The organism is Nitrospina gracilis Nb-211 (assembly GCF_021845525.1).
Lineage (GTDB): Bacteria > Nitrospinota > Nitrospinia > Nitrospinales > Nitrospinaceae > Nitrospina > Nitrospina gracilis_A.
On record NZ_JAKJKD010000001.1, the window covers coordinates 177,224 to 202,041 of the forward strand.

The following is a 24,818-nucleotide window of genomic DNA, read 5'->3' on the forward strand; positions in this document are numbered from 1 at the left end:
TTCTCCCGATCAATGCGAATGGGTGGCGGCGGACTTCTGCAACTCCGCCTTGATAATGAAACTGTTCTCTTTCACATAGGCGTCGCCCGGCCTCAGGCCGTCCACGATTTCCACCCACTTGCCGTCAGAGTGGCCGAGCGTCACCGGGCGCGGTTCGTACTGGTCGCCCACTTTGATGAACACCACGGTCCAGCCGCGGAACGTCTGCACCGCATCGCGCGGCACCGCGAGCGGTACGGATCTGGTATCGCGGATGAGATCCACCTTCACGTACATGCCAGGCTTCCATTTAAGATCCTTGTTGGCAATGACGAGGCGTCCCGTGACGGTGCGCGTTTTTTCATCCAGCACCGAGCCGAGGAAAAACAGTTGGCCCACCGCTTTCATGTCCACGTTTTCGGCGCGTACCTGGATTTTCTGGCCGATCTCCACCAGGTTCATGTCGCGTGAGGGGATGGCGATGTTGACCCACACCTCGGAAAGCTCGGCCACCACGAATACGGAAAAATCTTTGCGGATGGCCTCGCCGACGGCGATGTGCTTTTCAATGACACGCCCGTCGATTTCCGAACGCAGTTCGTAATGCGTGAACGGCGGCGGGTTTTTGGATGTCAGGCGCTGGATGTCGCGGTCAGTCAGCCCCAGCGTCTTCAGTTTCTGCGCCTGGGTTTTGATGTTGAGTTCCGCCATCTCCAGCGCCTGCTTTTTCTCCAGCAAAGACAGCTTGCCCTGGTAATGCACCTTTTCGCGCAGAGCCTCGTACTGCGCTTTGGCTGACTGAAACTCTTCCAACGCCAGCAGGTACTCGGCGCGTGAGGAGATTTTCTTTTCGTAAAGGGTTTTCTCACGCTCGTACACCGCCTGCGTTCGCATCACGCGGGCGTAAGCGGGCACGATTTCCGCGCGGGAGTTGCCGAGAAACAGGTTGTCGATTTTGGAATACAACTCATCGAGGCTGAGATCGCGGGTCAGCAGATCCAGCATGATGATCGTGTTGTCGAAGATCTGTTTCTGGCGTTCGTGATCCAGCCGCACCGGCTCGGCGCGTTTGACGGCGGTGAGGTACTCGTTTTTGGCGTCGGCCAGTTCGCGGCTTTGGAGGACGGCCAACAGGTCGCCCACCTGCACCTTGTCGCCCATGTCCTTGTGCACGGCGACCACCAGCGACTCGACCCGCGGCACAATGTGCGCCACGCGTTTTTCATCGAGACCGATTTCGCCATCCAGCGTGACCACGTCGCCGATAGCGCGCGGACCCACCACGGCTGTTTGGATGCCCGCATTCTCCGCCTGCGCTTTGGAGATGGTGGCGCGGAACTCGATCTGCTCGTGCCTCCACTGGTATTTGTTGCCGTTCCATTCCGCCGTGATCTTCATGATGAAGGAATGTGGCTCGACCACTTCCCGATCGCCCAGCAGGTGGGGTCCCGAGGGTTTGAATTGAACCGTGTCCACACGCTCCATGCGTTCGAGATCGATCTGCAGCGTGATGTCGTTCAACGGAATGGCCGTGTCCCCCTTGGCCGTGGGATACACGCGGAATTCCGGCGGCACCCCCCGCTCGTACAGCACAACCTCCAGTTGCAGGTCGTCTTGCGTGAACAGCATGCCGTTGTGCGGGCCGCGCGGCATTTCGGGTCCGTGATCCGTCTGCCCTTCACCCTCAGGACTGTGACCCCCGCTGTCCTGGGATGCGGGGGGCAGGAAGGGAATCGACCCCGGTTTCAGAATGAGCACCGTCAGCAGAGCGCCGACAACGAGGATCCCCATCACTTGTAAAAACTGTTTGCGCTTCATCGTTGAGAGTCCTCCACAGTCGCCACCGCGCCCCCGAGTTTCTGGTTGAGCGGCGCACCGATGAGCCGCTCCACATCCGCCACCGCCGAATGGTATTCGCCCAGCGCGTTCAAATACTGCTTGCGTGCTTCGAACCAGGTGCGCTGGCTGTCGATCACTTCCAGGTACCCGAACTTGCCGAAGCGGTAGCCTTCCTGCACTGCATCGAAGGCCATCTTTGCGCCGGGCAGGACCTGGTTTTTAAGCGAGGTCACCTGCGTGTGCGCGTTCATCAGCCTGGCGTGGTGGTTGGACAACACGGTTTGCAATCGGATTTCAGCCGCCCGTTTCTGCGCTTCCACTTTGGACTTGCGGTAATGTGCTTCGGCAATGGCACCCTGGTTGCGGTCGAACAACTGGATTGGCAGTTGGATCTGGAACATCACCGTATTGTCACGGCTCTCCTGCACTCGGCGCGCGCCCACGCCCAGTTGCAGGTCGGGCACGGAACGGGATTCTTCAAGATCGATCACCGCGTCGCGATGGATCATTTCCGTGGCCCAGCGGGCGAGGTCGGGATTCCGTTTGAGGCGCGCCTCCAGTTCATCGAGTTCCGGGAGGGATTGAATGCCATACAGGTTGCCTTCCACCAGGTCGAAGGCGGCCAGAGAGCGACCCCACAGCGCGGCGAGCCTGCGCCGCGCGGCGTACAATTCGTTTTCCGCCTGTTGCCTCTGCATGCGTGTGGTGGACAACGTGACCGCCGCCTTGACTTCATCGATGGGCGGCACCTTGCCTGCCTTCACACGTTCCGTAACCGCCGTGTGCAGTCGTTCGGACAGCGCTTCCAGTTCGCGCACCAGTTTCAGCGCTTCCTGCCGCGCCAGCACATCGACGTACGCCTTCGCCGTATCGGTCAACACATTCATGCGCGCGGTTTCGTAATCCCATTCCGCGAGTTCGGTGTTCAGGTTGGCGGCGGTTTCGCGCTTGGTGCGTTTGCCGCCGAGCTCGATCCATTGCGTGAACAGGACCTGGTTTTCAGAATCCGATGCGCCGCTGAACCGGCCGGATCCCAGAACGTCCTGCACCACCGCCTGCACCTGCGGGTTGGGCATCAGTCCCTCCTGCAAAGCGCGCGCTTCGCGGGCGCGGATTTCCAGTTGGAACGCCTGCAAATCCGGGTTGTGGAGCAGAATGTGCGCCGCCACCTGCCGGAGGGTCAACACGCCGGTGAGATCGCGCGCATCGCGGGGGGCATCCTTTTTCAGAAACAAGCGGCCTTCGCTGTTTCCGTAAAGGTTGGGTTTGATTTTTTGGGCTGATGCCGGAGGCGCGAACAGAATCATTGCCAGTGCGCACACGGCCATCCGCCATAATAAAGCGTTCATGGTTCCTTCCCGTGATTACCCGGACCGCTTTCCATACCAAATGGAAAACGGCACCACGTGAAACATCACGTCACGCCGTCATGCGGGCGCAACGGATTTTGTTTTTATCTGTGAATGAAAAAACGGATCAGGAAAGGAGAGCGGGCGGCGCGCGGCCGGAAAGAGCCATGGGCAGGTGCCGGACCTCGGTGAGAGGCACGTCGTGCTGAACAGATTGCCAAGCGATGCGGTTTTCCTGTTGCGGAAGGATATGAAGCATTGCCAGCGGTACGGCGACCTTGAGCTTCACCGGCACCAGGCTGTGCTTGTTGAACTCGAGCTGAACGGTTTTGGAATCGCTTCCCGGCGTGGATTCGGAATGATGGTGCGACGCCTCTCCCTGGTGATGGGATGCGCTGGAATGCATCGCGGCGGCGAAGCCTTCCACTTCATGCGAATGAAAATGCCCCGTGTGGTCGTGCGGCTGCAGTTCGTCCGCATGTGCGTGAATGTATCCTGGATGGTAATGGAAGGAGAACCCGACGCAGAAGTAGAACGTCCACAACAGGATGAGGAGGTGGACAACCAATGATCTGGGTTTCTGCGCACGCGTTTGCATGAAACGTCCCAAAACCGGTGTTAAGGATTCAAAAATCGGATACCATGATTATAGCCGTAACAAGCGGGGTTCTCCAAATTTTTTGTAATTCCACACATTTCCGCAGGCGTGTCGGAAAATGTGGAAAGCGTTTTGAGGTCTTATGTTGCAGGTGCAGGGATTGAGCATGACGCGCGGCGTGCCGATTTTGAACGGCGTGTCGTTCGACGTCGAAAAAGGCGACCTGCTGGTGGTGCTGGGTCCGTCCGGCTCCGGCAAGTCCATGTTGTTGCGTTGCCTCAACCGGCTCGAACCTTACGACGCGGGCACGGTTCGGCTCAACGGAGAAGACACCGCCACCATGAACGTGCTGGACTTGCGCCGGCGCATGGGCATGGTGTTCCAGACGCCGGCGTTGCTGCCGTTTCGCGTACGCGACAACATTGCGTTGGGACCCGGCCTGCGCGGCGAAGTGATGGAAGACGCGCAATGCGAACACCTGCTCAACCAGGTGGGGCTGTCGAAGACGTATCTCTCGCGGCAGGCGGAAACCTTGTCCGGCGGCGAACAGCAACGCGTGGCTTTGGCGCAGATGCTGGCCAACAGACCGGAACTCCTGCTGATGGACGAACCGACCTCGGCGCTCGATCCGACCGCCGCGCTCACCATCGAAAACCTCATCAAACACATCAACCGTGATCTCGGTATCGCCGCCGTGTGGGTGACGCACGACGTGCCGCAGGCTCTGCGCTTCGATGCCATGACGATGGTGCTGATCGACGGCCGCATCATCGCCCACGGCAACATCCAGGACCTGATGAGCGATCGGAGCGATGACCGCTTGCGGCAATTTTTTGAAGGCCGTTTGCATTCCTCCGGCGACGACGGGCAAGAGAGAGGCGCGTATGCGGGTTGAGGCATTGCTGTTGTGTTACGGACTGGTCATCGTGTCCCTGCTGGTGTCGTATTACAACCGGCTGGATTTGGAGAAGGACGTATTCTATGCCTCGGCCCGGGCGACGGTGCAGTTGGTCATCATGGGCTTCCTGCTGGAAGCGATCTTCACGCTCGAACAGATCTGGGCGTTGTTGCTCATTCTTTTGTTCATGTGCGGTGTGGCGGCGTCCATTTCCGGCAAGCGTGGACGGACGATTCCGAATTCCTACCTGCTGGCGTTCACCGGCATCGTCATCGGCTCCGGCGTGACCTTCGGCATTCTCACCTTTGCGGGAGTGATCGAGCACGAGGCGAAGTACATCATCCCGCTGGGCGGCATGATCATCGGCAACTCGATGAACACCGCGTCTTTGGCGCTGAACCGGTTGACGGCGGAGTTAAGCCATCAGCGGCGGCGCATCGAAACGCTTCTGGCGCTGGGGGCGGACGGCAGGCAGGCGGCGCGCTGGGCGGTGCGCGACACCCTGCGCGCGGCAATGATCCCCACCCTCGACTCGATGAAGGTCATCGGCCTGGTGCACCTGCCGGGCATCATGACGGGCTTCATCATCGCCGGCGGTTCGCCCCTGGAGGCGGTGAAGTACCAGCTTGCCATCGTGTTTATGATCGCGGGCACGGCGAGCCTCACCGGCATGCTGGTGATACTTTTAGCGGTGCGTCATTGTTTTTCGAAAGACGTGCGACTGCTCGACCGCTTCCGCCCGCGGGCGGATCTGGGCTGAGGTGCAGTCAACGCTTCGCGCGGAAAGCAGGAAATGAATTTGGAAAACGGTTATTTCCGGAACGGTTTGGGGAGGATCTTCGTTTTGGGTGAGGCGGCGGAGGCCTTTTCGGCTTTTTGCGGTTCCTTGCCGTTGTCCTTTTCCGATTCTTTTTCTGGAGCGGCTTCTTCCTGAACCGGGATCAGCTCCCTTTTCTCGGTGGTGCGGAAGGGGAACAGCTTGATCTCGAGGAATCCATCGCAACTGCCCACCATGTAGATGAGGCAGATGTGGTCCTTGATCCAGGCGAAGGTGGACTGGCACATCGGTTCGCCGCAGGCGTCGTCGGTCGGCGCGTAGCTGTCGCCGCATCCTCCCAGCCTTCCTGAAAAATCCTTGAGCTCCGCGATTTTGGCGATGTCCACCTTGTCGAACTTGAGGAACTTCGGTTCCGACATGTGCACGATCGGTCTTCCCGCCAGACCCTTCATCAACTCCAGCAGGATGAGGTACACGTTGTCCACGGAAGCCAGCGTGAGCATGGGTTTGGGACGCTGGTTGTAGAGGCAGAAGTAGGCGTGGTGAAGCAGGTCGTCCAGCGTGTCCGGCGGCTGGTAGCTCCACAGGTCTTCGGAGAAACCGTCGCTGTAAACGAAACAGTAATCGTTGTCTTCCAGGTCCATCTCCGAATGAGTGAAATAGTCTTCCTCACCCAGGTGGAGAACCTTGTCGTTGAGCAGTTTCAGAAAGGCTTCGGTCTTGAGGTGCACAATGCGCCCCGAGCCCGTATCTTTCTCCAGAAATTCCTTGAAGCCATGTTTCAGGGCCTGATTGACGAGAGTCTGCGCTTTCACGGATTCCTCACAAGAGTTCGCTTTTAACAGAGTCCCCGGTTTTTATTATATCACCGATCACTTCGGGCCGATCATGTTCCCTGGCTGAACCTTTTCGTCAAATTCCTCGGCGGTGAGCAGGTTCAGCGCCACGGCGGCCTCCTTCAAAGAGGTGTTTTCCTCGTATGCTTTTTTCGCCACTTTGGCGGCATTGTCGTAGCCGATGTGCGGATTGAGCGCCGTCACCAGCATCAGCGAATCATTGAGGAAGTGCTGGATCCGGTCGTGGTTCGGCCGGATGCCCACCACGCAGTGTTCGGTGAACGACCGGCACGAATCGGCGATCAGCCGGATCGACTGGAGCAGGTTGTAGATCATCATCGGCTTGAACACGTTGAGCTCGAAATGGCCGCTGGCGCCGCCCACGTTCACCGCCGTGTCGTTGCCGATCACCTGCGCCGCCACCATGGTCATCGCCTCGGACTGCGTCGGATTCACCTTGCCCGGCATGATGGACGAGCCCGGCTCGTTGGCGGGCAGGATGAGCTCGCCCAGTCCGCAACGCGGCCCCGAACCCAGCAGGCGGATGTCGTTGGCGATTTTCATCAACGAACAGGCGATGGTCTTCATCACCCCGCTGGCCTCGACCACCGCGTCGTGCGCCGCCAGCGATTCGAACTTGTTGGGCGCGGTGACGAACGGCAGGCCGGTGATGTCCGCAATGGCCTTCGCTACCTTAACGGGAAAATCCTTGTGAGTGTTGAGTCCCGTTCCTACCGCCGTGCCGCCCAGGGCGATTTCGTACAGCCGGGGGAGACAGCCTTCGATGCGTTTTACGGCGTTGTCCATCTGCTGAACGTAGCCGGAAAACTCCTGTCCAAGCGTCAGCGGGGTGGCGTCCATCAGGTGCGTGCGGCCGATTTTGATGATGTCTTTGAACTCGTCCGCTTTCGTCTTCAGCGCGTCGCGCAGGCCCTTGACGGCGGGGAGGAGGCGTTCGTGGATCTGCTCGACGGCGGCGATGTGCATGGCGGTGGGGAAGGTGTCGTTGGAAGACTGGCCCTTGTTCACGTCGTCGTTGGGGTGGACCGGGTCCTTGCTTCCCAGCGTGCCGCCTGCCATCTCGATGGCGCGGTTGGCGATGACTTCGTTGGAGTTCATGTTTGACTGCGTGCCGCTACCGGTTTGCCACACGCGCAGGGGAAAATGGCCGTCCAGCTTGCCCTCGATCACTTCGTCCGCGGCTTTCACGATGAGGTCGCGCTTGTCCGCCGCCAGAACTCCGACATCCGCATTCACCTGCGCCGCGGCTTTCTTGAGGATGCCCATGCCACGGATGATCTCGCGCGGCATGGTTTCCCAGCCGATGTCGAAGTGGATGAGCGACCGCGCCGTCTGCGCGCCGTAATAGCGGTCCGCCGGCACATCGATCGCGCCCATGCTGTCGGTTTCTTTGCGGAATTCCATTGCTGTGACCTCCCCTGCGGTGATGTTGGAATGATTGAGTGATGGGATTAATTAACGTATTTTGGCGGACCGGTCAATTGCTGAAATAATTCTCGACTTCGGGCAATTGTTCGGCCAGATACAATTTGAGTTTTTTCAACAGACGCTGTTCCGCCTGCCGCACGGCTTCGCGGGTGATGCCGTAATGTTCGCCGATTTCCTTGAGCGACACCGGGTCCTCCGCCAGGATGCGCGTGGCGATCAGTTCGCGCTCGATGGGTTTCAGCTCGTCGAGCATCTGCTCGATCTTCTCCCGCACGAGGCGGTGGAACTGCTCGACCTCCAGATCCTCGTCGGGCCTTTTGCCGTCAGTGAGCGTTTTCATCGGCGTCAGCGTACTGTCCGGTTGCGATGGCGTTTCCATGGACACGTCGGCGGCGCCGAGGCTGGCCTCGACATCGATCACGTCCTGCTCGTCCACGCCGAAGTGCTCGGCCAGCAGTTTGGGTGAGGGATCGACACCCTCGGCGATGAGTTTTTCCTTGGTCTTTCTGAGGTTGTATAAAAGTTTCCGCCGGGCGTTGGTGGTGCCCACCTTCACCAGCCGCCAGTTGTCGAGGATGAACTTCAGGATGTAGGCCTTGATCCACCAGCTCGCGTAGGCGGGCAGGCGCACGCCGCGAAAGGGATCGAAGTTCTGCACCGCTTTCATGAGGCCGACGTTGCCCTCCTGCACGAGGTCCATGGTGTGTTGCCACTCACGGCGGAAGGTGAGGGCGATCTTCACCACCAGCATCAGGTTGTGCGTGATCAGCTTGTACGCGGCTTTCACGTCGCCGGTTTCCTGGTACTTGAGAGCCAGTTCGTGTTCCTCTTCCGGGCTGAGCTCGCTGTACTGGCGGATTTCCTGGATGTAGGCGGCCAAAGGATCGAGCGGTGCGAGCGCACTGGTGCCGCCCACCATTGGCAGATGGCGCTCCTCATCCTCCTCCTGCCCGCCGTCCTCGTCTTCGGCGTCGAGCACGTCCGGCTCCAGCGGCATGGACTCGGAGTCGTCCAGATCCTCGTTGTACTCGCTGTCGTCTTCGTGTTTCCAGTTATCACTCATTTTTTATCCATCAGCCTGAATAAATTTTTCAGGTTCCATTCACTCTTCAAGTTTCCTCGTCGCCCGCGGCTCCTCAGAAAACCCTTAAAGGAGGAACCCCCCTGGCGTCCCTTACTAAGGGGGAACTAAACTGTTCCCCTCGGACCATCGTTTGGCCATATGCAGCCTTTCCAAATGAAAAGGCATCTTGCCTCCATTGGCCGTGGGCCTTGCCCACCGGACTGCGTCCGGAAACAATGGAGTGGATTCAGAATTGCGCCCAGAAACTTTCAATCCCCATGAAACGCATTGCCCGTCTGCCGTGGGCCTTGCCCACCTGCCGTTGAATGGGCGAGAGATTCCACGTACAATGAAGCCATGGCACGATTTGCATTGATTGCACTGGGCATCCTGATCCTGTTTTTTCTGTTCCGCTGGGCGTTCGGCTCGTCCTCCCAAAAGGCGGAGAATCCGGACGCGACGGAAATGGTGAAAGACCCCAACTGCCGCATGTATGTCCCCAAACCGGAAGCCATCCGCACAACCATCCAGGGCGATGAGCTCTTTTTTTGCAGTGAGAAGTGCGCCGAGGAATACAAGAACAAGCAGGCATCGGCGCGGTGACGGGGAAACCCAGCCCGGCACACGCTCAGCCGTGAGGTCCTCCCCGCGGCCCGGACGCCTTGATAACCAGTTGATTTTAAAGGCGACTCAAGTTTAGCGTGTTTTCATTGTATCATATCCGGACTGGGTAGAAGAAAGCCCCCTTTGAGGGGAAAACGTTTTTTGAAAGGGATCGATGTGTTGGATTTAAGAAAGTGGATCGGTCGGGGGGCTGTGGCCGCCCTGTTGCTCGCGTGTCTGGTTTCCCCCGTGGGAGCGGAGGAGGGAGAAGAGAAACCCTGCCAGCCGGTGGAAGCCAAAAAGGTGAAGGTGGAAGGATACATCAACCGCGAGTTCACGCCTGAGACGCGGCGGATCGTCAAGGAGTTCCTGGAGATCGGCCATGCCGAGTCCCGCGTCCGCCCGTTCCCGCTGGGCAAGACGTCCAAGGTGGTGGCGGTAGGACGTTGCGTGCCCGCCTACATTGCGCGCCATGTGCTGAACACCAGCCTCAAGTACACGGAAGGCATCGAGAGCCTCGTCAACCAGGCGTTCCTGCATTCGCACTGGATCGGCATTGGCGTCACCATCTTCGACGAACCGTCTCAGCAGACGGTGACGAAAGAACAGGTGGAACAATTGCTCGATCCGAAACTGAGCGATGAGGAGTTCCACGCCTTGTACCGCAAGTTTTCCGTGCAGGACGACACGGTCACCTTCATGGGGCTGAAAAAACCCAACGTCAAAAAAGTGGATTAGGCGGGCAAGGCCGGCGGCAGGATGGCTACTGCCCGGTGGTCCCTGCGATGATCCGTGGGCGCACTTCTAAGTTGCCCCTGTGTTTATTGTGGACGATTCGGGGGACAGAGTCTCCGGCCAATGGAAGCAGGCTGAGCGGATTTCGATAAGTCCCTGGTTCCCCTCCCTGCAAAGGAGGGGAGGAAACGGAACCTTGAAGTCCTTTGATAAAAGGAAGGGACTTCGCAGGCGGTGCGCCGCCTTAAACCGCGTAGGCCAGGGCAACGTTGTGCACGGGGATCTCCGGATTCATGGCGGCGGTGACTTCCCCGTGGATCAGGTACCGCACCAGGCCGATGGCCGACTCCTCCCGCACCAGCAGGCGTTTCATTTCTTCCCAGCCGCATTGGTTGCCTTTCGAAAAGGCATCATTCCATTTGAGGTGAAGCGACTGGTTCAGGTAGTCCGCGCCTTCCATTTCGAACACGTGTTCGTACACATCGATCAGCACCTGAAACTGATCGGCTTGACTGGTCACCTGAAAGACGTCGAATCCGCCGCTGGTGAATCCGAAGATGTATCCCAGCGCGTAAGGCGACTGCGACCGCGTGGTGTGTTCCGAACTCTGCGACAGGGCGATCAGCAATTGCATGTTCAGGTTGCGGGTCACGAACTGGCTCAATGCATTCATCTTTTCCATTTTTTTATTCTCCTTTTTTAGTCGTAGCCAGACTACGCCCGGTCTATTGGGATTCAGTTTGGCCTGCATGAGAAGTGCGCTTGGTTTTGCCGGCGGGATGGGGGAGAATGGGCACGGACGGGCGCTTGCAGGAGGTGCGGGATGGGAAAAATCGGATTATTGAAGTGGATGGGCGCCGCTCTTCTATTGTGGATGGGGTGGGCCGTTTCGCCCGCAATGGCGGCGGAAGAAGCGCCGTGCCCGTCCATCGAGGAACAGCCGGTCAAGATCGAGGCTTGGCTGGCCAAGCGGCTGGAACCGCAATTCCCCGCCATTCGCGAGGAAATGGCGTTGATGGGATTCACCCGCGTGGTGTTGTGGCCGTACCCGGCGGCGAAGAATCCGTCAAAGGTCGTCGCCATCGGCCGATGCGTGCCCGCCTACATCGCCCGTCACGCTCTCCAGCAGGCGCTCTATCATTACGGCGGTGTGCATGCGCTGGTGCACCAGAAGTTCGTGCACGATCATTGGATCGGCCTCGGCACCTCGCTGTTCGCCGAAAGTTCGCTTCAGCCCATCACCCTCAAACAACTGCAACGCCTGCTCGATCCCGCCCTGGGCACGCCGGAGTTCCAAAGTTTGTATCGTCAATATACGGTGCAGGATGTTAACGTACCGGCATTCGGGCTGGACCTGCCCAACCCGAAGCTGATGAAGTGATCCTCTTTTAAACCTTTCCCCGGTAACCTGTGGCCACTTTCGATCTCATCGCCATCCTGCTGTTTCTGACTGCGGCGTTCGCGTATCTCAACTACCGGTTTCTGAAACTGCCGGCGAGCATCGGCCTCATGGCCATCGCCCTGATGTTTTCGCTGTTGTTGATTGCGGTGGGCGAGCTGGCGCACATTCCGGCGCTGGAGTCCACGGCACGCGTCATTCTGGAAGGAGTCGATTTCGAACGCCTCCTTCTGCACGGCATGCTGGGAGCGTTGCTGTTTGCGGGGGCGTTGCACATCGACCTCGGCGACCTCGCCAGGCAGAAATGGATCATCACCCTGCTGGCCACCGTGGGCGTGGTGCTGTCCACCTTTCTCGTTGGCGGTTTCACCTACGGCGTGGCGCAGGTGCTGGGACTCGACCTGCCGTTTCTGTATTGCCTTGTGTTCGGCGCGCTGATATCGCCCACCGACCCGATCGCCGTGCTGTCGATCCTGAAATCCGCCAACGCGCCGAAGGAGCTGGAGACGAAGATCGCGGGCGAATCGTTGTTCAACGACGGCGTCGCGGTCGTTGTGTTTCTGGTGATCGCGGGCATTGCCACGGGCGCGCGCGAGCCGACTTTTGGATCGATCGCCCTGCTGTTTGTGGAAGAGGCGGTGGGGGGTGCGTTGTTCGGGCTGGCGACGGGGTACGTCGCCTACCGCCTGATCCGTACGGTGGACAACTACCAGGTGGAAGTGCTGATCACCGTTGCTCTGGTCATCGCCGGGTACGCGGCGGCGGAGGCCATCCATGTGTCCGCACCCATTGCGGCGGTGGCGTCGGGACTCCTCATCGGCAACCACGGCCGGACGTTTGGCATGTCCGCCACCACCACCGAGCATGTGGACACGTTCTGGGAGTTGATCGACGAAATTTTAAATGCCGTGCTGTTCGTCCTGCTGGGGCTGGAGGTGATGATCCTGGTGTTCGACGGCTCCAGCCTGCTGGCCGGTGTGCTGGCCATCCCACTGGTTTTACTGGCGCGGTTTGCAGGGGTTTCCCTTCCTGTGTACATGCTCAAATTCCGCCGCGAGTTCCCGCCGAAAACCATCCGCATCCTCACCTGGGGTGGATTGCGCGGCGGCATCTCCATCGCCCTCGCCCTGTCCCTGCCTGCCTCGCCGCAACGCGACGCCATCCTCATGATGACCTACGTCGTCGTGGTGTTCTCCGTACTCGTGCAGGGGCTGACCATCGGCAAACTTGTGCGCTCCAGTCTGAAACCGTAAGTCATTCAAAATCAATCGCCCAAAATTTAATTTCTAACGCGAATCAAATTGAAGTTTACCGGTTTGGTTTTGGTCGTTACCATAAATATAAGAAGTGAATATTTGCACGCACGACCCCGCAAGGAATTATGGATTACGATACCGTCATGGCGTACAGTTCGCGCCTGTTTCATCAATACGCCAGCAGTAAGGCTTTAACCCATCAGCATACCTTTGCCCGCGCTTTGCAGGAGAACCCGGAGTTTTACGACGACGTGCGCCGGGAGTTCCTGGATACGCTGGGGAGTGTGTGTGCGACGAGGGATCATTACGCTCAGAAATGCGCGCTGAGGCAGGTTCTGATGGGGCACGCCCGCAACCGGGTGATGTGGGAGGAGTTCTTCCAGAAACGCTGGCTGGACACGGAAAGGCAGTTGATTTACGTGTACTTCAAGGACGCCTGGGGGAATGTGCCGTTTGGTGAGTTTCAGCAGAAAACGGCGTATTTTCAACTGTATTCCGCCGCCCTGCAGACGCTGTTTCAGGCCGTCCTCGACCGCTACTACGATCAGGTCATCAAGAACAGCTACGCACCGCTATTGATGAAAAGCTACCGGTCCTACTACCGCAAGCTGTTCGAATCCATCCTCTGCCACAGCCGTGGCGAACCCTACCCCGAAATGGACGACGTCCACCGCCTGAAGAATTTCATCTCCGGCGTGGAAAAACCCGCCCTCTCCGGCGACGAACGCGCCTACGATTTAACGGAAAAATAGATCCGGCCTGAAAACGTATTGTTTACCCGCGGCGGACCAGCCGGACGGCGTGGGAAATGGTCTTGTCGCTCTTCTCGTACCAGTAGGGACAGCCGTTGATGTAGAACAGGATCTGCGCTTCCTTGCCGCGTTCCTCGGTGGTCCAAGTGGTGTTGCCGGCACCTGGCGGGAAGATGGAGTCCATGCGGATGTCGCCACCCTTGAAATCCTTGTTCAGTTTCTCCTCGTCGTACAGCGACGCCGCCTCCTGAAAGCTGGGCAGACGCCAGTCGCTGTGCCCGCCGAAGTTTTCCGCGTTGACCTGCTTCGCGTATTCCTGCGCTTCGTCCCACGACACTTCCTTTTCCAGATCGAGGTAGGAGTCCGTGGCCTTCCAGGTGAGGCTGGTCTGCGAGTCGTAGATGGTGCCGTTGTCGCTTTTGATGAATCGGGATTTGGGCTTTTCCATGGGTCTCCCTGTGCCAATAAAAAACCGGGCCGATTGGAAAGGTCCGGAAGGGGTTCGATGATTGTCAGAATTCCACTCTATATAGCAGAATTCACGGGATTCTGTAAAGGTCCTCGCGGCGGTCGGCGATCAGATCGTTGTGCGGGTTGATGCTTTTGTTGCGCGCGTCGGCGAGGTCGATTTCCACCACGTGGTCCTCCTCGCCTTCCTCCGAGGCCCGCACCAGTACATGGCCGTCCGGGTCCACCACCTGGCTCTGGCCGATGAACCGCAGGGTCTCGCCCTCGATGCGGGATTCGGAACCGACGCGGTCGGCGGTCACCGCGAACACGCGGTTTTCCAGACAGCGCGTGATCATCGACTGCGGGCAGTGTGGCAGGACGAGGTTCGCCGGGTGGGCGATGAGATCCGCGCCTTTGAGCGCCAGCGTCCGCGCCGTCTCCGGAAAGCGCCAGTCGAAACAGATCATGATGCCGATGCGCGCCTTGCCGATGTCGAACACCGGCAGAGGCAGGTTGCCCGCGGCGAAAAACTTTTTTTCCGTGTCGAAGATATGCGCCTTGCGGTACTTGCCGACGTAGCCTTCCGGACCCGTCAGCACCGCGGAGTTGTACAGCGTGTCGCCTTCCACTTCCGCCAGTCCCGCCACGATGTACATATTGAGGTCGGCGGAGAGTTTCATCAACGCGCGGGTGGTCGGTCCGTCGGGCACCGGCTCCGCCAGTTCGCGCGCTTCTTTCTGGTTGCGGAACTGGTAGCCGGTGGTGAACAGCTCCGGCAGGACGGCGAGATCGGCGTCCATTTTCCGCAGACGCGTTTCGGCCTGTTTGAGATTGGTTTCGATGTCGCCGAACACCGGCAGGGTTTGCAGGAACCCGACTTTCAGGGGATGTTTCATGAGTTCAGTGTATCAGATGCGTGGGTGCGGGCAAGGGGGTCCGTGCAGGCGGGCTTACCGGATTTTATAATTGCGCCTGTTTCTGCCGCAGGAGGTGGTCGATGAGCACCAGGGCGACCATCGCCTCGGCCATCGGCACCGCGCGCGGTGCGACGCACGGGTCGTGCCGGCCCTCGACGCGGATCTTGGCTTTTTTGCCTTTCTGCGTCACCGTGTCCTGCTCGCGGTTGATCGATGACGTCGGTTTGACCACCATGCGCAGAACGATGTCATTGCCGTTGGAGATGCCGCCCAGCACGCCGCCGGCGTTGTTGGTCTGGGTGGTGATCTTGCCGTTTTTGGCGATGAACACGTCGTTGCATTCCGAGCCGCGCAGGCGCGCCGCCTCGAAGCCGATGCCCACCTCGACGCCTTTTACGGCGGGGAGTGACATCAGTGCTTTGGCCAGGTCCGCATCCAGCCGGTCGAACACCGGCTCGCCCAGTCCGGCGGGCACGCCCTTGGCGATGACTTCGATGACGCCGCCCAGCGAATCGCCGTCCTTGCGCGCCTGCAGGATGGCCTCGACCATGCGCTCGGCCATCTTCTTGTCGGGACAGCGCACGATGTTGCTTTCGATTTCCCTCTGGCTGAAGGTCTGCATGACCAGGTCGCCGATCTGCCGGGTGTAGGCAAACACTTTTATTTTGTGACGCGCCAGCAGTTTCTTGGCGATGGCCCCGGCGGCGACGCGTCCTACGGTTTCCCGCGCGCTGGAGCGGCCGCCGCCTCTGTAGTCGCGGAAGCCGTATTTTTTGTCGTAGGTGAAGTCGGCGTGCCCCGGCCGGTACAGGTGCTTGATGAGTTCGTATTTGGAGGAGTCGGCGTCGGCGTTTTCCACCATCATGGCGATGGGACTGCCGGTGGTCTTGCCCTGGAACACGCCGGACAGGATGCGGATCTGATCCGGTTCCTTGCGCGTGGTGGTGACTTTGCTCTGGCCCGTTCTGCGGCGGTCGAGTTCTTTTTGAATCTCTTCGGCAGTGATGGGCAGTCCGGCAGGACAGCCGTCGATGACCACCCCGATGGACTCGCCGTGAGACTCGCCCCACGTCGAAATGCGAAACAGTTGTCCAAAAGTGTTGCCGGGCATGGCGTACTGGTTTCCGTTTTATGAAAGCGGTTACAGGCGGGCTGGCGCGGAAACGCGCATCCTCCGGGGTCAGCCGGGGTTCAAGCACAAAAAAAGCAGGGCAAACCCTGCTGGCTCAACCTGCCTTCCGATCGAAGTTGTGGGGGAGAGGAATGCGTAAAATCAAAGGGTTAATCGTCATCGTCGAAGGAATTGTCGTCGCCGGCGGCCTGATCGTCCACCAACTCCCGCAACTCTTTACCCGCCTTGAAAAAGGGGACGCGTTTGGCTGGGACGTCCACCCGGTCGCCGGATTTCGGATTCCTGCCAATGCGGGCATTACGGCTTCTTACCCGGAAACTGCCGAAGCCTCTCAGTTCCACTTTTTTACCTTCGGCCAAAGACTCGGTGATGCTTTGAAAAACTGTGTTTACGACAACCTCAGTTTGCTTTTTGGTCAAATTGATTTGTGCCGAAACTTTTTCAACCAACTCCGCCTTGGTCATTCAAATCTCCCCCTGAAAGATTGATTTTTGCCGAAAGTATATCACTAAGGTCAACGAAGTCAAGAGTTTTGCAGGCTTTACGGGATTTGATTCGAGAAATCGAAATTATCCGAGATGGGTCGAAGCCGGGAATAAAAATGGAAAAATATCGGATTTACTAAAAATTTTAGGTGACTCGTGACGTTTTTGAACGGGCAGGCGAAAATCTTATAACTTATTGAATAATAAAGCTATGGAAGCCAGAGGTAGAGCAGGCGGGGCAGTTGCGTGGGCCACAGGGAGGTTTCGAGGCTTTCGCTGACATTGGCTCCCAGCAGGATTTCTAGCAGGCTCTTTTCGGGCCGTTCCACCACAACCCGGGGGCGGCCTTGAATGCCCACTGCCTTCGCCAACTGCTGGATGGTTTCTTCCAGCCCGCCCATGTCGTCCACCAGCTTGTAGCCTTGTGCCTGCTTGCCGGTGAAGACGCGACCGTCCGCCAGGCTGCGCGCGGTTTTCATATCCAGCCCGCGCCCTTCCGCCACGGCGGTGATGAACTGGTTGTGCACGTCATCGGAAACCTTCTGCATGTAACGCCGCTCGGTCTTGGTCATGGGCCGCGTCGGCGAGCCGATGTCCTTGTACTTGCCGCTTTTGATGACTTCCGGTTTGATGCCGATCTTGCCGATCAGTTCGCTGGCGTTGGTGAAGGCCATGATGACGCCGATGCTCCCGGTCAGGGTGCCGGGGTTGGCGTAGATGCGGTCGGTGGCGCAGGCGATGTAGTAGCCGCCGGACGCGGCCATGGAGCCCATGGAGGTGTAGATGGGTTTTTTGTCGGCGCGGATACGCAGGACCTCTTCATAGATTTCCTGCGACGGTGCCACGCCGCCGCCGGGGGAGTCCACACGCAGGACGATGGCCTTGATCTCGGCGTCGCGCCGGTAATTGGACAACTGGCGGACGATGTCGCCGGAGTCCATGATGACGCCGGTGACTTCAACCAGCGCGATCTTCTCGCGCCCGTTGAACTCGCCGTCGCCCAGGAAACGGCCGAGCAGGGACGACCCGGCAAACAACGCCAGCAGGATGAACAGGAACCACCAGAATCCTCTGCTGAAGCTCCTGCGTTCCTTTTTGCCGGAATCTTTCGCCGGATTGTCCATGCGCCGTATCCTTTATGAATGAAAAGGAACCCTCCGGTCAGGAGGATTCCCCTTCCTCTTTCGACTCGTCATCGAGTTGCACGTCCTCGATCTCCGAAGGATCGAGGTTTTCCTCGTACGCCTTGATGCTGAGGCCGATCTTCTTGTTGGCCGTGTCCACCTTGATGACCTTGGCCTTGATCTCGTCACCCACCTTCACCACCTTTTCCGGATGCGTGACTTTTTTCGAACTCAACTGCGACACGTGGATCAGGCCTTCCAGCCCGTCGTCGAACTCCGCGAACGCACCGAAGCCGGTGACCTTCACGATGGTGCCGGCGATCTCCTTGCCCAGCGGATACTGCTCGGGGATGTCGTCCCACGGGTCGGCCTCCAACTGCTTCATGCCGAGGGAGATGCGGCAGTTGTCTTTGTCGATGTTCAACACCACCGCCTGCACCTTGTCTTTTTTCTTGAGCAGTTCGGAGGGGTGCTTGATCTTCTTGTTCCACGACATGTCGGAGATGTGAATCAGGCCATCGACGCCGTCCTCGAGTTCCACGAACGCGCCGAACTCGGTGAGGTTGCGCACGATGCCCTCGGCGGTGGAGCCGATCGGGTACTTCTCCTCGATGTTTTCCCACGGGTTGGGCTCGGTCTGCTTCATGCCCAGAGAGATGCGTTTCTTTTCCTTGTCGAGCGTCAGCACCACCGCCTCGACGCTGTCGCCGATGCTCACCATCTTGCTGGGGTGTTTCACGTGGCGGCTCCACGACATCTCGGAGACGTGCACCAGGCCCTCGATGCCTTTCTCCAGCTCGACGAACGCGCCGTAATCGGTGATGGACACCACCTTGCCGTTGATGCGGGTATTGACCGGGTACTTCTGGTCGACGTCCACCCACGGGTCCGGGGTGATCTGCTTGAGGCCCAGGGAGACGCGCTCTTTTTCCTTATCGTACTTGAGCACCATGACGGTGACCTTGTCGCCGATGGAGAACATTTCCGAGGGATGGTTGACGCGGCCCCAGGACATGTCGGTGATGTGAAGCAGGCCGTCGATGCCGCCCAGGTCGATGAACACACCGTAGTCGGTGATGTTCTTGACGATGCCGTCCACCTGGTTGCCTTCCTCCATTTTCTGGAGGGTGTCGGCGCGCGCGTGCTTGCGCTCCTCTTCCAGCAAAACACGGCGGGAGAGCACGATGTTGCCGCGCTTCTTGTTCATCTTGATGATCTTCATCTTGAACTTTTCGCCGATCAGCTTTTCCAGGTTGCGCACCGGCCGCAGGTCGATCTGCGAACCCGGCAGGAAGGCTTTCAGACCGATGTCCACCGTCAGGCCGCCTTTCGCCTTGGCGACCACGGTGCCTTCGATGATCTCTTCCGCTTCGAAGGCTTTGACCAGCTTCTCCCAGATTTTGATCTTGTTCGCCTTTTCCTTGGACAGGACGACGATGCCGTCTTGGTCCTCCACCCGCTCCAGGTACACCTCGACTTCGTCGCCGATGTTGAGCGGTTTCTCGCTTTCCGGGAATTCGTTGAGATTGATGACGCCTTCGGATTTGAAGCCGACATCGACGGTCACCATGCCGTTGCCGACGTTGAGCACGCGTCCGTTGATGATTTCGCCTTCGCGGAATCCGGTCATGCTTTTTTCCAGGTAGGCTTCCATCTCTGCCCGGATCTGCTTATCTTCTTCGGTCATTTCTTCGACGGTTTCGTCGAGATCAAAATCTGTGTTACTCACAATGATTGTCCTCCAGGATGCACCAGGTACTGCTGTTAAAGGTTAATAATCCAGTTACGATTTGCTTTTCATTTCTTCGGGTGTGGATTCGATGACCCGCACCATTTTTTCCACCACGTCGTCGATGCTGAGGGAAGTGGTGTCGATCCACACCGCATCGTCCGCTGCCTTGAGCGGCGAGGCGGCGCGGGTTTTGTCTTCGTGGTCGCGTTGCCGCACCTGCTCGACGATCTGGTCGAAGTCGAGATTTGCGTTCGCGGCCTTCATCTCGTCGTAGCGCCGCCTTGCGCGTTCCACGGGGTCGGCGTCGAGATAAAACTTTTTCTGTGCGTCGGGAAAAACGACGGTGCCGATGTCGCGTCCGTCCATCACCACGTCGTGTTTCTTTCCCATCTCCCGTTGTTTGGAGACGAGGATTTCCCGCACCTCCGGGTTGGCCGCCACCACCGCGGCCATGCGGCCGACGGTCTCGTTTTTGAGGTCGCGCGTGAGTTCTTTTCCTTCCACGAACACGCGCTGACTGCCGTCTTCCGCCGGTTGAAATTCGATATTGAGGTTCGCCGCCACCTTCGCGGTCTCCTCCCGGTTTTTGGGGTCGAGGCCCAACTGGTTCGCTTTCCACGCTACGGCGCGGTACATGGAGCCGGTCTCGATGTACCGGAACTTGAGCCGCCGGGCGACCATGCGCGCGACCGTGCTCTTGCCGCTTCCCGCGGGTCCGTCTATGGCTACGATCATGAGTTCTGTCCTACCAGTTTGCCACGGTGTCCATTGGCGTTTTTAAAAGATTTTTCCAGGCCCGCGCCGTCGCCCTGCTCGATCTGCTTGCGGATGTCTTCCAGTGATTGGGAGAAACGGCCGATCAGGTCCAGCACATGCGTTTTGTTGGCGAGGCAGATGTCGCGCCACATTACGGGGTCGCTGGATGCGATGCGGGTGATGTCGCGCAGGCCGCCTGCCGACAGGTTCAGGATGTCTTCCTGGTCCGAGGTCTTGAGCTGGCCGATGGCGTTGATCAGCGCGAAGGCCACCACATGCGGCAGGTGGCTGACGGCGCCGTAAATGAAATCGTGTTCGTCCGCAGTGAGGATCTGCACGCGCATACCCACCGCTTCCCAGAATTTCTGAATGCGTTCGAGCGCCGCCGGGTCGGTGTTCTCCGTCGGCGTCAGGATGCAACGCGCGCCTTCATAGAGATCGGCGGTCGAGGCGTCGAGTCCCGATTTCTCCGCCCCGGCGATCGGGTGCGCCGGTACGTAATGCACGCCCTCGGGCAGAAGCGGCTCGATGTCCCGCACCAGCGGCGCTTTGACGGAGCCGACATCGGTGACGAGGCACCCGGCGCTCAGGTGCGGCGCCATCTCGCGGAAGCGGTCGGCAATGCTGGCCACCGGCGAGCAGAGAACGACGAGGTCGGCCCCGGCCACCGCGTCTTTCAGGTCGGTGGTGCCGTGGTCGATGACGCCCTGTTCCCCGGCGCGCTTCAGGTTGTCGGCGCTCCGGCCGAACCCGGCGATGTTGTCCGCCAGCTTGCGCTCTTTGCACACCTTGGCGAGCGAAGCCCCCAACAGGCCGACGCCGATGATGGTTATTTTGGAAAATGGTTGCATAACGTTCAGCCGTTCCACGGATACGAGCCGAGCACGCGGAAATACATGCACCGCTTGCTGACGGTCTTGATGACTTTGTCGATGCCGGGATCGTCGATGTGTCCTTCAAAATCGACGAAAAACAGGTACTCCCACGACCGGTTGCGCAGGGGCCGCGATTGAATCTTGGTCAGATTGATTTCGTTGCGCCCGAACACCTGCAGGATTTTGAGCAGGGATCCCGCTTCGTCCTGAATGGAAAACATGACCGAGGTCTTGTTGCGCTTCGCCTTCTTTGCGGGTTCCTTGCCGATCACCAGGAACCGCGTCGTGTTCTGCGCGCGGTCTTCTATTTTTTCGGCGATGATTTTGAGATCGTAAAATTCGGCGGCCAGTTTGCCGGCGATGGCGGCGGCGTGCTTGTGTTTGCTCGCCACCTCCGCGGCAACGGCGGTGCTGGACGTCGGGATCTGATCGATGCCCGCCGCGTGGCGGTTCAGCCAGCTCCGGCACTGCGCGAACGGTTGCGGGTGCGAGTAGATTTCCTTGATGTCGTCGAGGTTGCCGGTTTTCGACAGCAGGTACAGGTTGATGCCGAGCAGGACTTCGTCCGAGATGTACAGGTTGGAATCGACGAAGCAGTCGAGCGTCAGGTTGACCACACCTTCGGTGGAGTTTTCGATGGGCACGATGCCGTAATCGACATGCCCACGCTCGACCATGGAGAAAATGGACTCGATGGATGCCGCCGGCTCGAACGCGGACGAGTGCCCGAACGCCTTGATCGCCGCCTGGTGGGAGAACGTGGTCTCCGGACCGAGGTACGCAATGCGCAGGGGTTTTTCCAGCGCCAACGTGGCGGAAAAGATTTCGCGGAAAATGGATTCGATGGAGTGCGCAGGCAGGGGCCCCGTGTTGAGGCGCTTCATGCGCTCGAAGATTTCACGTTCCCGGTGCGGGACGTGGAAATGATTCGATTCGTTCCTTTTGCTTTTCTCTTTGCCGATTTTGATGGCCAGATCGGCGCGCCGATTGAAAAGCTCTAACAGCTTTTCATCGATCTTGTCAATCCGGTCACGGATCTCGTCAATTTTGCCCAAACGTGTGTTACCGCCTTTTCTTGGAATTTCCCTGAGGGAGGCCTTGATGATTCCACACTTCCCGCCTAAAATGCAAGCACTATTTACCGGGTTAATCCATTGTAATCAGGGAGAGAAACCATCATGATCCTTTTGGAATTCAGCATGTCACCGATGGACAAGGGGGAGAGCCTGAGCCCCTACGTCAGCCGTTCTCTGGATATCGTATCGAAAAGCGGAATTCCCTACCGCCTGACGCCCATGGGCACCTGCCTGGAAGGCGAGTGGGACGAGGTGATGGGCGTTATCAAGCAGTGCTACGAAAAGATGAGCTCCGACTGCAACCGCATCACCTGCTCGATCAAGATCGACTACCGGAAAGGCAAATCGGGCCGGCTCGACTCGAAGATCGCCTCCGTCGAAAAACACCTCGGCCGCGAGGTGAATAAGTAACCTCTGCGGACAAAGCCGGCCAGTGAAGTCGAAGTGATCTGATCCGGCTCCCCCTTCGGAGAAGGGGGAGCCGCACCAGGCGCGGAGCGAACCGGCTAATGCCTTGAGGGTGAACGATGGTCTTCCAGCGCATCCCAAAGACAACCCGTAGTTTCCGGGCTCAGCCCGGTCAATAATAAATCACCATGTCCAGCGTAGAGCGCCAGTTGAACAGGTCCTCCCTGCCGCTCATCGGCACTTCATACGACCAGCCCAGCAGAATGTGTTCCAGAAGGTGATAGCGGAAGCCCCCGGCCACGGTGGCGACCGTCCCGGCGTTGGAGGCACCCAGATTCACCAGGTCCGCCCCTTCCACAGTGGACAAAACGGGAGGCGTGCGGTTGGCGTCGTTCACCACGGTGTAGACGTTGCCTTCCACGAAGGGAAAAAAGCGCTGATGGATTTCGAAGTCGGCATGCGCCCCGGCATGGAACAGGGAGGTATCAACGTCCGTATCCATTGCCTGATTCAAGCCGATATTGCTCTGCAAACCCAGCTTGCCGAACCGCTTCGCACCCGTTACAAAAAAATCGAGAAATCCCTTGGAACGCCCTCCCTGCAGGCGGGTGCCCGTGGTGCCTTCGATCAGGTTGCCGGACGGCGCTTCGTATTCGATTCCGATGGTCAGGATGCCCTCGTCCTCGGGCCGGTTGATCAACGCGTATTTAAATCCGAAGGCGATGTTGACGAAACCTTCGTCATCGGTCAGCGTGTTGTCGAAATCCAGGTTGGCGTAGCCGTCCTTGGTGGCGATGAAGCCGAGCCGTTCGGTGAGTGCCACGCGTGCCTGCAGGGCGATGACATCGATGGTGCCATCCACAGGAAGTCCGGCGACGGTGCCGGGCACGCCCTGGCGGATCCAGATGGGCCTGAGCTCGGTAGTGATGTAGGGGGTTTCGTTGAACAGGGGATTGGACACGGGCGGCACGTAGGTTTTGTGCCCGCCTTCGCCCAGCGAACCTTTCAGGTTGAAGTCAAACGCGAGGGCTGTCTGCGCCGCCGCCAGCCATACAACCACTGCTCCCATCAGGAATAATTTCTTGAAAACCATGGCATTTCTCCTCCTTCGTTTCCAGCCTCGGCATGGTGCCGTGCCATCCCCGGGAACCCCGTGTTCCCGATACCAGACAGCGTTTGGAATTGGAATATGAAATTGCGAGTTTGCGCATTTGGGTTTTCAAGATCTCATCAAAGCGATGGAGTCTTTTGGCGGGGTGGAGTGGAGCGGGGCTTCGTCGCGGATGCCGGAATGCCCGCCGTGTCCGGCGGTCAGCATATCGTGAACGACCTCCACCATCTCCGGTTCAACCCACACCGGTTCGTCTTTTCCAGCATTAGAAGGACTTCTAGATGCTGTCGGCGCCTATAATAGCACCCGTTTTGTAGTAAGAAAAGGGGTTATGAGACCAAAAAGGCATTAAAGATTGGGGCGGGATCACCCCCACGCCTGGGAGGCGAGGGCGAACAGGTGGTCGCGTTTGCCGGGGAGCGACGGGGCGTCTTTCACCATCACCGGCTGGGTGTCGAGTTCCTTGAAGCCTGCGTCCAGCAGGGTCTGCACCAGGTCTTTGCGGCGGCTGGAGACGTCGATGCGCACCGGGCCGCCGTTGTGCTCCTCCATCAATGCGGAGATGAGGTCGATCGCCGAGAAGCGGTTGAAGGCGATGAGCGGGCCGATGAGCAACTGTTTGTCCTGCTTCACGCCCATCGCGTAGCCCAGCAGGGTGCCCTGCGGGTTGGTGATGCGGAGCGTCTTTTCGGTCTGCCGGTAGCGGATGCGGAGCAGTTGCGACCGGTCCGCGCCCACCACCTGCTGGTCCACGGAAAGCACGGGCGCGAGGTCCTGTTCCATGAGCGGCTGGATGCTTTGTTGCAGGGAAAAGGTGGAGACGGGCGGCGGGGTGTTTGGCGGCGCTTCCAGTTTGTGGATGCGTTCCACCTCGTGGAAACCGAGCTTCTCGTAATATTCTTTCAGGCGGCTTCCCGCCACCAGCATCATCGGCTTGTTTTGCGGCTCGCGCCGATCGAGCAGATGTTGCACGATCTTTTTCCCCACACCTTTTTTCTGCCGGGATGGGGTGACCAGCAACATGCCGAGAGTGCACAGGGCGGGGCCGTAGTCGAACAGGGCGCCGCAGGCGGTGGGGGTGCCGGAGGCATCGCGCTCACCGCACACGTATCCGGATTCCAGGATGGCTTCCCAGTCGGCTTGCGTGTGCTCCCAGCCCGCTTCCTCCGAGAGGGTTTTCAGGCCGGGGAGATCGTCTTTGGAAAACGCCTCCATATA

General features: G+C 58.9%; 27 protein-coding genes. 8 read left to right on the forward strand and 19 right to left on the reverse strand.

Going from position 1 to position 24,818, the window contains the following annotated elements:
• Positions 1-9 precede the first annotated feature (9 nt).
• The 3 genes from J2S31_RS00975 to J2S31_RS00985 form a co-directional block, all read right to left on the reverse strand.
• Positions 10-1,797 carry an efflux RND transporter periplasmic adaptor subunit gene (locus J2S31_RS00975; protein ID WP_237097174.1) on the reverse strand — a complete coding sequence of 596 codons (1,788 nt, stop codon included), beginning with the start codon at positions 1,795-1,797 and terminating at the stop codon, positions 10-12.
• On the reverse strand, positions 1,794-3,167 hold the full coding sequence (locus J2S31_RS00980) for a TolC family protein (RefSeq protein WP_237097175.1): 1,374 nt from the start codon (positions 3,165-3,167) through the stop codon (positions 1,794-1,796). The genes J2S31_RS00975 and J2S31_RS00980 overlap by 4 nt, the downstream gene beginning before the upstream one ends.
• Positions 3,168-3,294: 127 nt before the next feature.
• Entirely contained in the window at positions 3,295-3,765 is a 471-nt protein-coding gene (locus J2S31_RS00985) for a hypothetical protein (protein ID WP_237097176.1), read from the reverse strand.
• Between the two features lie 142 nt (positions 3,766-3,907).
• Here J2S31_RS00985 and J2S31_RS00990 point away from each other — a divergent pair, with 142 nt between their 5' ends.
• Both J2S31_RS00990 and J2S31_RS00995 read left to right on the forward strand, forming a co-directional pair.
• Positions 3,908-4,660, forward strand: a complete 753-nt coding sequence (locus J2S31_RS00990) for an ABC transporter ATP-binding protein (protein WP_237097177.1) — start codon at positions 3,908-3,910, stop codon at positions 4,658-4,660.
• On the forward strand, positions 4,650-5,423 hold the full coding sequence (locus J2S31_RS00995) for an ABC transporter permease (RefSeq protein WP_237097178.1): 774 nt from the start codon (positions 4,650-4,652) through the stop codon (positions 5,421-5,423). Before J2S31_RS00990 ends, J2S31_RS00995 begins: the two co-directional genes overlap by 11 nt.
• 50 nt (positions 5,424-5,473) lie before the next feature.
• On the opposite strand, the gene J2S31_RS01000 is transcribed toward J2S31_RS00995, so the two are convergent.
• From J2S31_RS01000 to J2S31_RS01010, 3 genes are all read right to left on the reverse strand, one after another.
• A complete protein-coding gene (locus J2S31_RS01000; RefSeq protein WP_237097179.1) occupies positions 5,474-6,256 on the reverse strand; it encodes a hypothetical protein in 783 nt (260 codons plus the stop codon).
• 57 nt (positions 6,257-6,313) lie between these two features.
• Entirely contained in the window at positions 6,314-7,702 is a 1,389-nt protein-coding gene (gene fumC / locus J2S31_RS01005; protein ID WP_237097180.1) for a class II fumarate hydratase, read from the reverse strand.
• 73 nt (positions 7,703-7,775) lie between these two features.
• A complete protein-coding gene (locus J2S31_RS01010; protein ID WP_237097181.1) occupies positions 7,776-8,789 on the reverse strand; it encodes an RNA polymerase factor sigma-32 in 1,014 nt (337 codons plus the stop codon).
• Between the two features lie 357 nt (positions 8,790-9,146).
• Between J2S31_RS01010 and J2S31_RS01015 the strand changes: the two genes are divergently transcribed.
• Both J2S31_RS01015 and J2S31_RS01020 read left to right on the forward strand, forming a co-directional pair.
• Positions 9,147-9,392, forward strand: coding sequence for a YHS domain-containing protein (locus J2S31_RS01015; protein WP_237097182.1), 246 nt, complete (start codon positions 9,147-9,149; stop codon positions 9,390-9,392).
• A gap of 213 nt (positions 9,393-9,605) precedes the next feature.
• Entirely contained in the window at positions 9,606-10,130 is a 525-nt protein-coding gene (locus tag J2S31_RS01020; protein ID WP_237097183.1) for a hypothetical protein, read from the forward strand.
• Positions 10,131-10,371: 241 nt separating this feature from the next.
• On the opposite strand, the gene J2S31_RS01025 is transcribed toward J2S31_RS01020, so the two are convergent.
• Positions 10,372-10,809, reverse strand: coding sequence for a hypothetical protein (locus tag J2S31_RS01025; RefSeq protein ID WP_237097184.1), 438 nt, complete (start codon positions 10,807-10,809; stop codon positions 10,372-10,374).
• A gap of 141 nt (positions 10,810-10,950) precedes the next feature.
• Here J2S31_RS01025 and J2S31_RS01030 point away from each other — a divergent pair, with 141 nt between their 5' ends.
• From J2S31_RS01030 to J2S31_RS01040, 3 genes are all read left to right on the forward strand, one after another.
• Positions 10,951-11,508, forward strand: a complete 558-nt coding sequence (locus J2S31_RS01030; protein WP_237097185.1) for a hypothetical protein — start codon at positions 10,951-10,953, stop codon at positions 11,506-11,508.
• A gap of 29 nt (positions 11,509-11,537) precedes the next feature.
• Complete coding sequence (locus J2S31_RS01035; RefSeq protein ID WP_237097186.1) at positions 11,538-12,779, forward strand: cation:proton antiporter; 1,242 nt, start codon at positions 11,538-11,540, stop codon at positions 12,777-12,779.
• 128 nt (positions 12,780-12,907) lie between these two features.
• Positions 12,908-13,534, forward strand: a complete 627-nt coding sequence (locus tag J2S31_RS01040; RefSeq protein WP_237097187.1) for a hypothetical protein — start codon at positions 12,908-12,910, stop codon at positions 13,532-13,534.
• Positions 13,535-13,556: 22 nt separating this feature from the next.
• Here J2S31_RS01040 and J2S31_RS01045 read toward each other — a convergent pair whose 3' ends face one another.
• From J2S31_RS01045 to pheA, 9 genes are all read right to left on the reverse strand, one after another.
• Positions 13,557-13,982, reverse strand: a complete 426-nt coding sequence (locus tag J2S31_RS01045) for an Lcl C-terminal domain-containing protein (RefSeq protein ID WP_237097188.1) — start codon at positions 13,980-13,982, stop codon at positions 13,557-13,559.
• A 91-nt stretch (positions 13,983-14,073) separates the two neighbouring features.
• On the reverse strand, positions 14,074-14,880 hold the full coding sequence (locus J2S31_RS01050) for a nitrilase-related carbon-nitrogen hydrolase (protein ID WP_237097189.1): 807 nt from the start codon (positions 14,878-14,880) through the stop codon (positions 14,074-14,076).
• A 64-nt stretch (positions 14,881-14,944) separates the two neighbouring features.
• Entirely contained in the window at positions 14,945-16,012 is a 1,068-nt protein-coding gene (gene aroC / locus J2S31_RS01055; protein WP_237097190.1) for a chorismate synthase, read from the reverse strand.
• A gap of 170 nt (positions 16,013-16,182) precedes the next feature.
• Positions 16,183-16,497 carry an integration host factor subunit beta gene (locus tag J2S31_RS01060; protein ID WP_237097191.1) on the reverse strand — a complete coding sequence of 105 codons (315 nt, stop codon included), beginning with the start codon at positions 16,495-16,497 and terminating at the stop codon, positions 16,183-16,185.
• Positions 16,498-16,727: 230 nt separating this feature from the next.
• Positions 16,728-17,642 (reverse strand): signal peptide peptidase SppA, encoded by a 915-nt coding sequence (gene sppA, locus J2S31_RS01065; RefSeq protein ID WP_237097192.1) that lies wholly within the window; start codon positions 17,640-17,642, stop codon positions 16,728-16,730.
• Positions 17,643-17,679: 37 nt separating this feature from the next.
• On the reverse strand, positions 17,680-19,371 hold the full coding sequence (locus J2S31_RS01070; RefSeq protein ID WP_237097193.1) for a 30S ribosomal protein S1: 1,692 nt from the start codon (positions 19,369-19,371) through the stop codon (positions 17,680-17,682).
• A gap of 54 nt (positions 19,372-19,425) precedes the next feature.
• A complete protein-coding gene (gene cmk, locus J2S31_RS01075) occupies positions 19,426-20,109 on the reverse strand; it encodes a (d)CMP kinase (RefSeq protein ID WP_237097194.1) in 684 nt (227 codons plus the stop codon).
• Positions 20,106-20,981 (reverse strand): prephenate dehydrogenase, encoded by an 876-nt coding sequence (locus J2S31_RS01080; protein ID WP_237097195.1) that lies wholly within the window; start codon positions 20,979-20,981, stop codon positions 20,106-20,108. Before J2S31_RS01080 ends, cmk begins: the two co-directional genes overlap by 4 nt.
• A gap of 5 nt (positions 20,982-20,986) precedes the next feature.
• Positions 20,987-22,060 carry a prephenate dehydratase gene (gene pheA / locus J2S31_RS01085; RefSeq protein ID WP_237097196.1) on the reverse strand — a complete coding sequence of 358 codons (1,074 nt, stop codon included), beginning with the start codon at positions 22,058-22,060 and terminating at the stop codon, positions 20,987-20,989.
• Between the two features lie 123 nt (positions 22,061-22,183).
• Between pheA and J2S31_RS01090 the strand changes: the two genes are divergently transcribed.
• On the forward strand, positions 22,184-22,492 hold the full coding sequence (locus J2S31_RS01090) for an MTH1187 family thiamine-binding protein (RefSeq protein WP_237097197.1): 309 nt from the start codon (positions 22,184-22,186) through the stop codon (positions 22,490-22,492).
• 169 nt (positions 22,493-22,661) lie between these two features.
• On the opposite strand, the gene J2S31_RS01095 is transcribed toward J2S31_RS01090, so the two are convergent.
• From J2S31_RS01095 to J2S31_RS01105, 3 genes are all read right to left on the reverse strand, one after another.
• Positions 22,662-23,582 carry a hypothetical protein gene (locus tag J2S31_RS01095; RefSeq protein ID WP_237097198.1) on the reverse strand — a complete coding sequence of 307 codons (921 nt, stop codon included), beginning with the start codon at positions 23,580-23,582 and terminating at the stop codon, positions 22,662-22,664.
• A gap of 126 nt (positions 23,583-23,708) precedes the next feature.
• Positions 23,709-23,846: a hypothetical protein gene (locus J2S31_RS01100; protein WP_237097199.1), complete on the reverse strand. Its 138-nt coding sequence runs from the start codon at positions 23,844-23,846 to the stop codon at positions 23,709-23,711.
• Positions 23,847-23,966: 120 nt separating this feature from the next.
• Positions 23,967-24,815, reverse strand: coding sequence for a GNAT family N-acetyltransferase (locus J2S31_RS01105; RefSeq protein ID WP_237097200.1), 849 nt, complete (start codon positions 24,813-24,815; stop codon positions 23,967-23,969).
• Between the last annotated feature and the right edge of the window lie 3 nt (positions 24,816-24,818).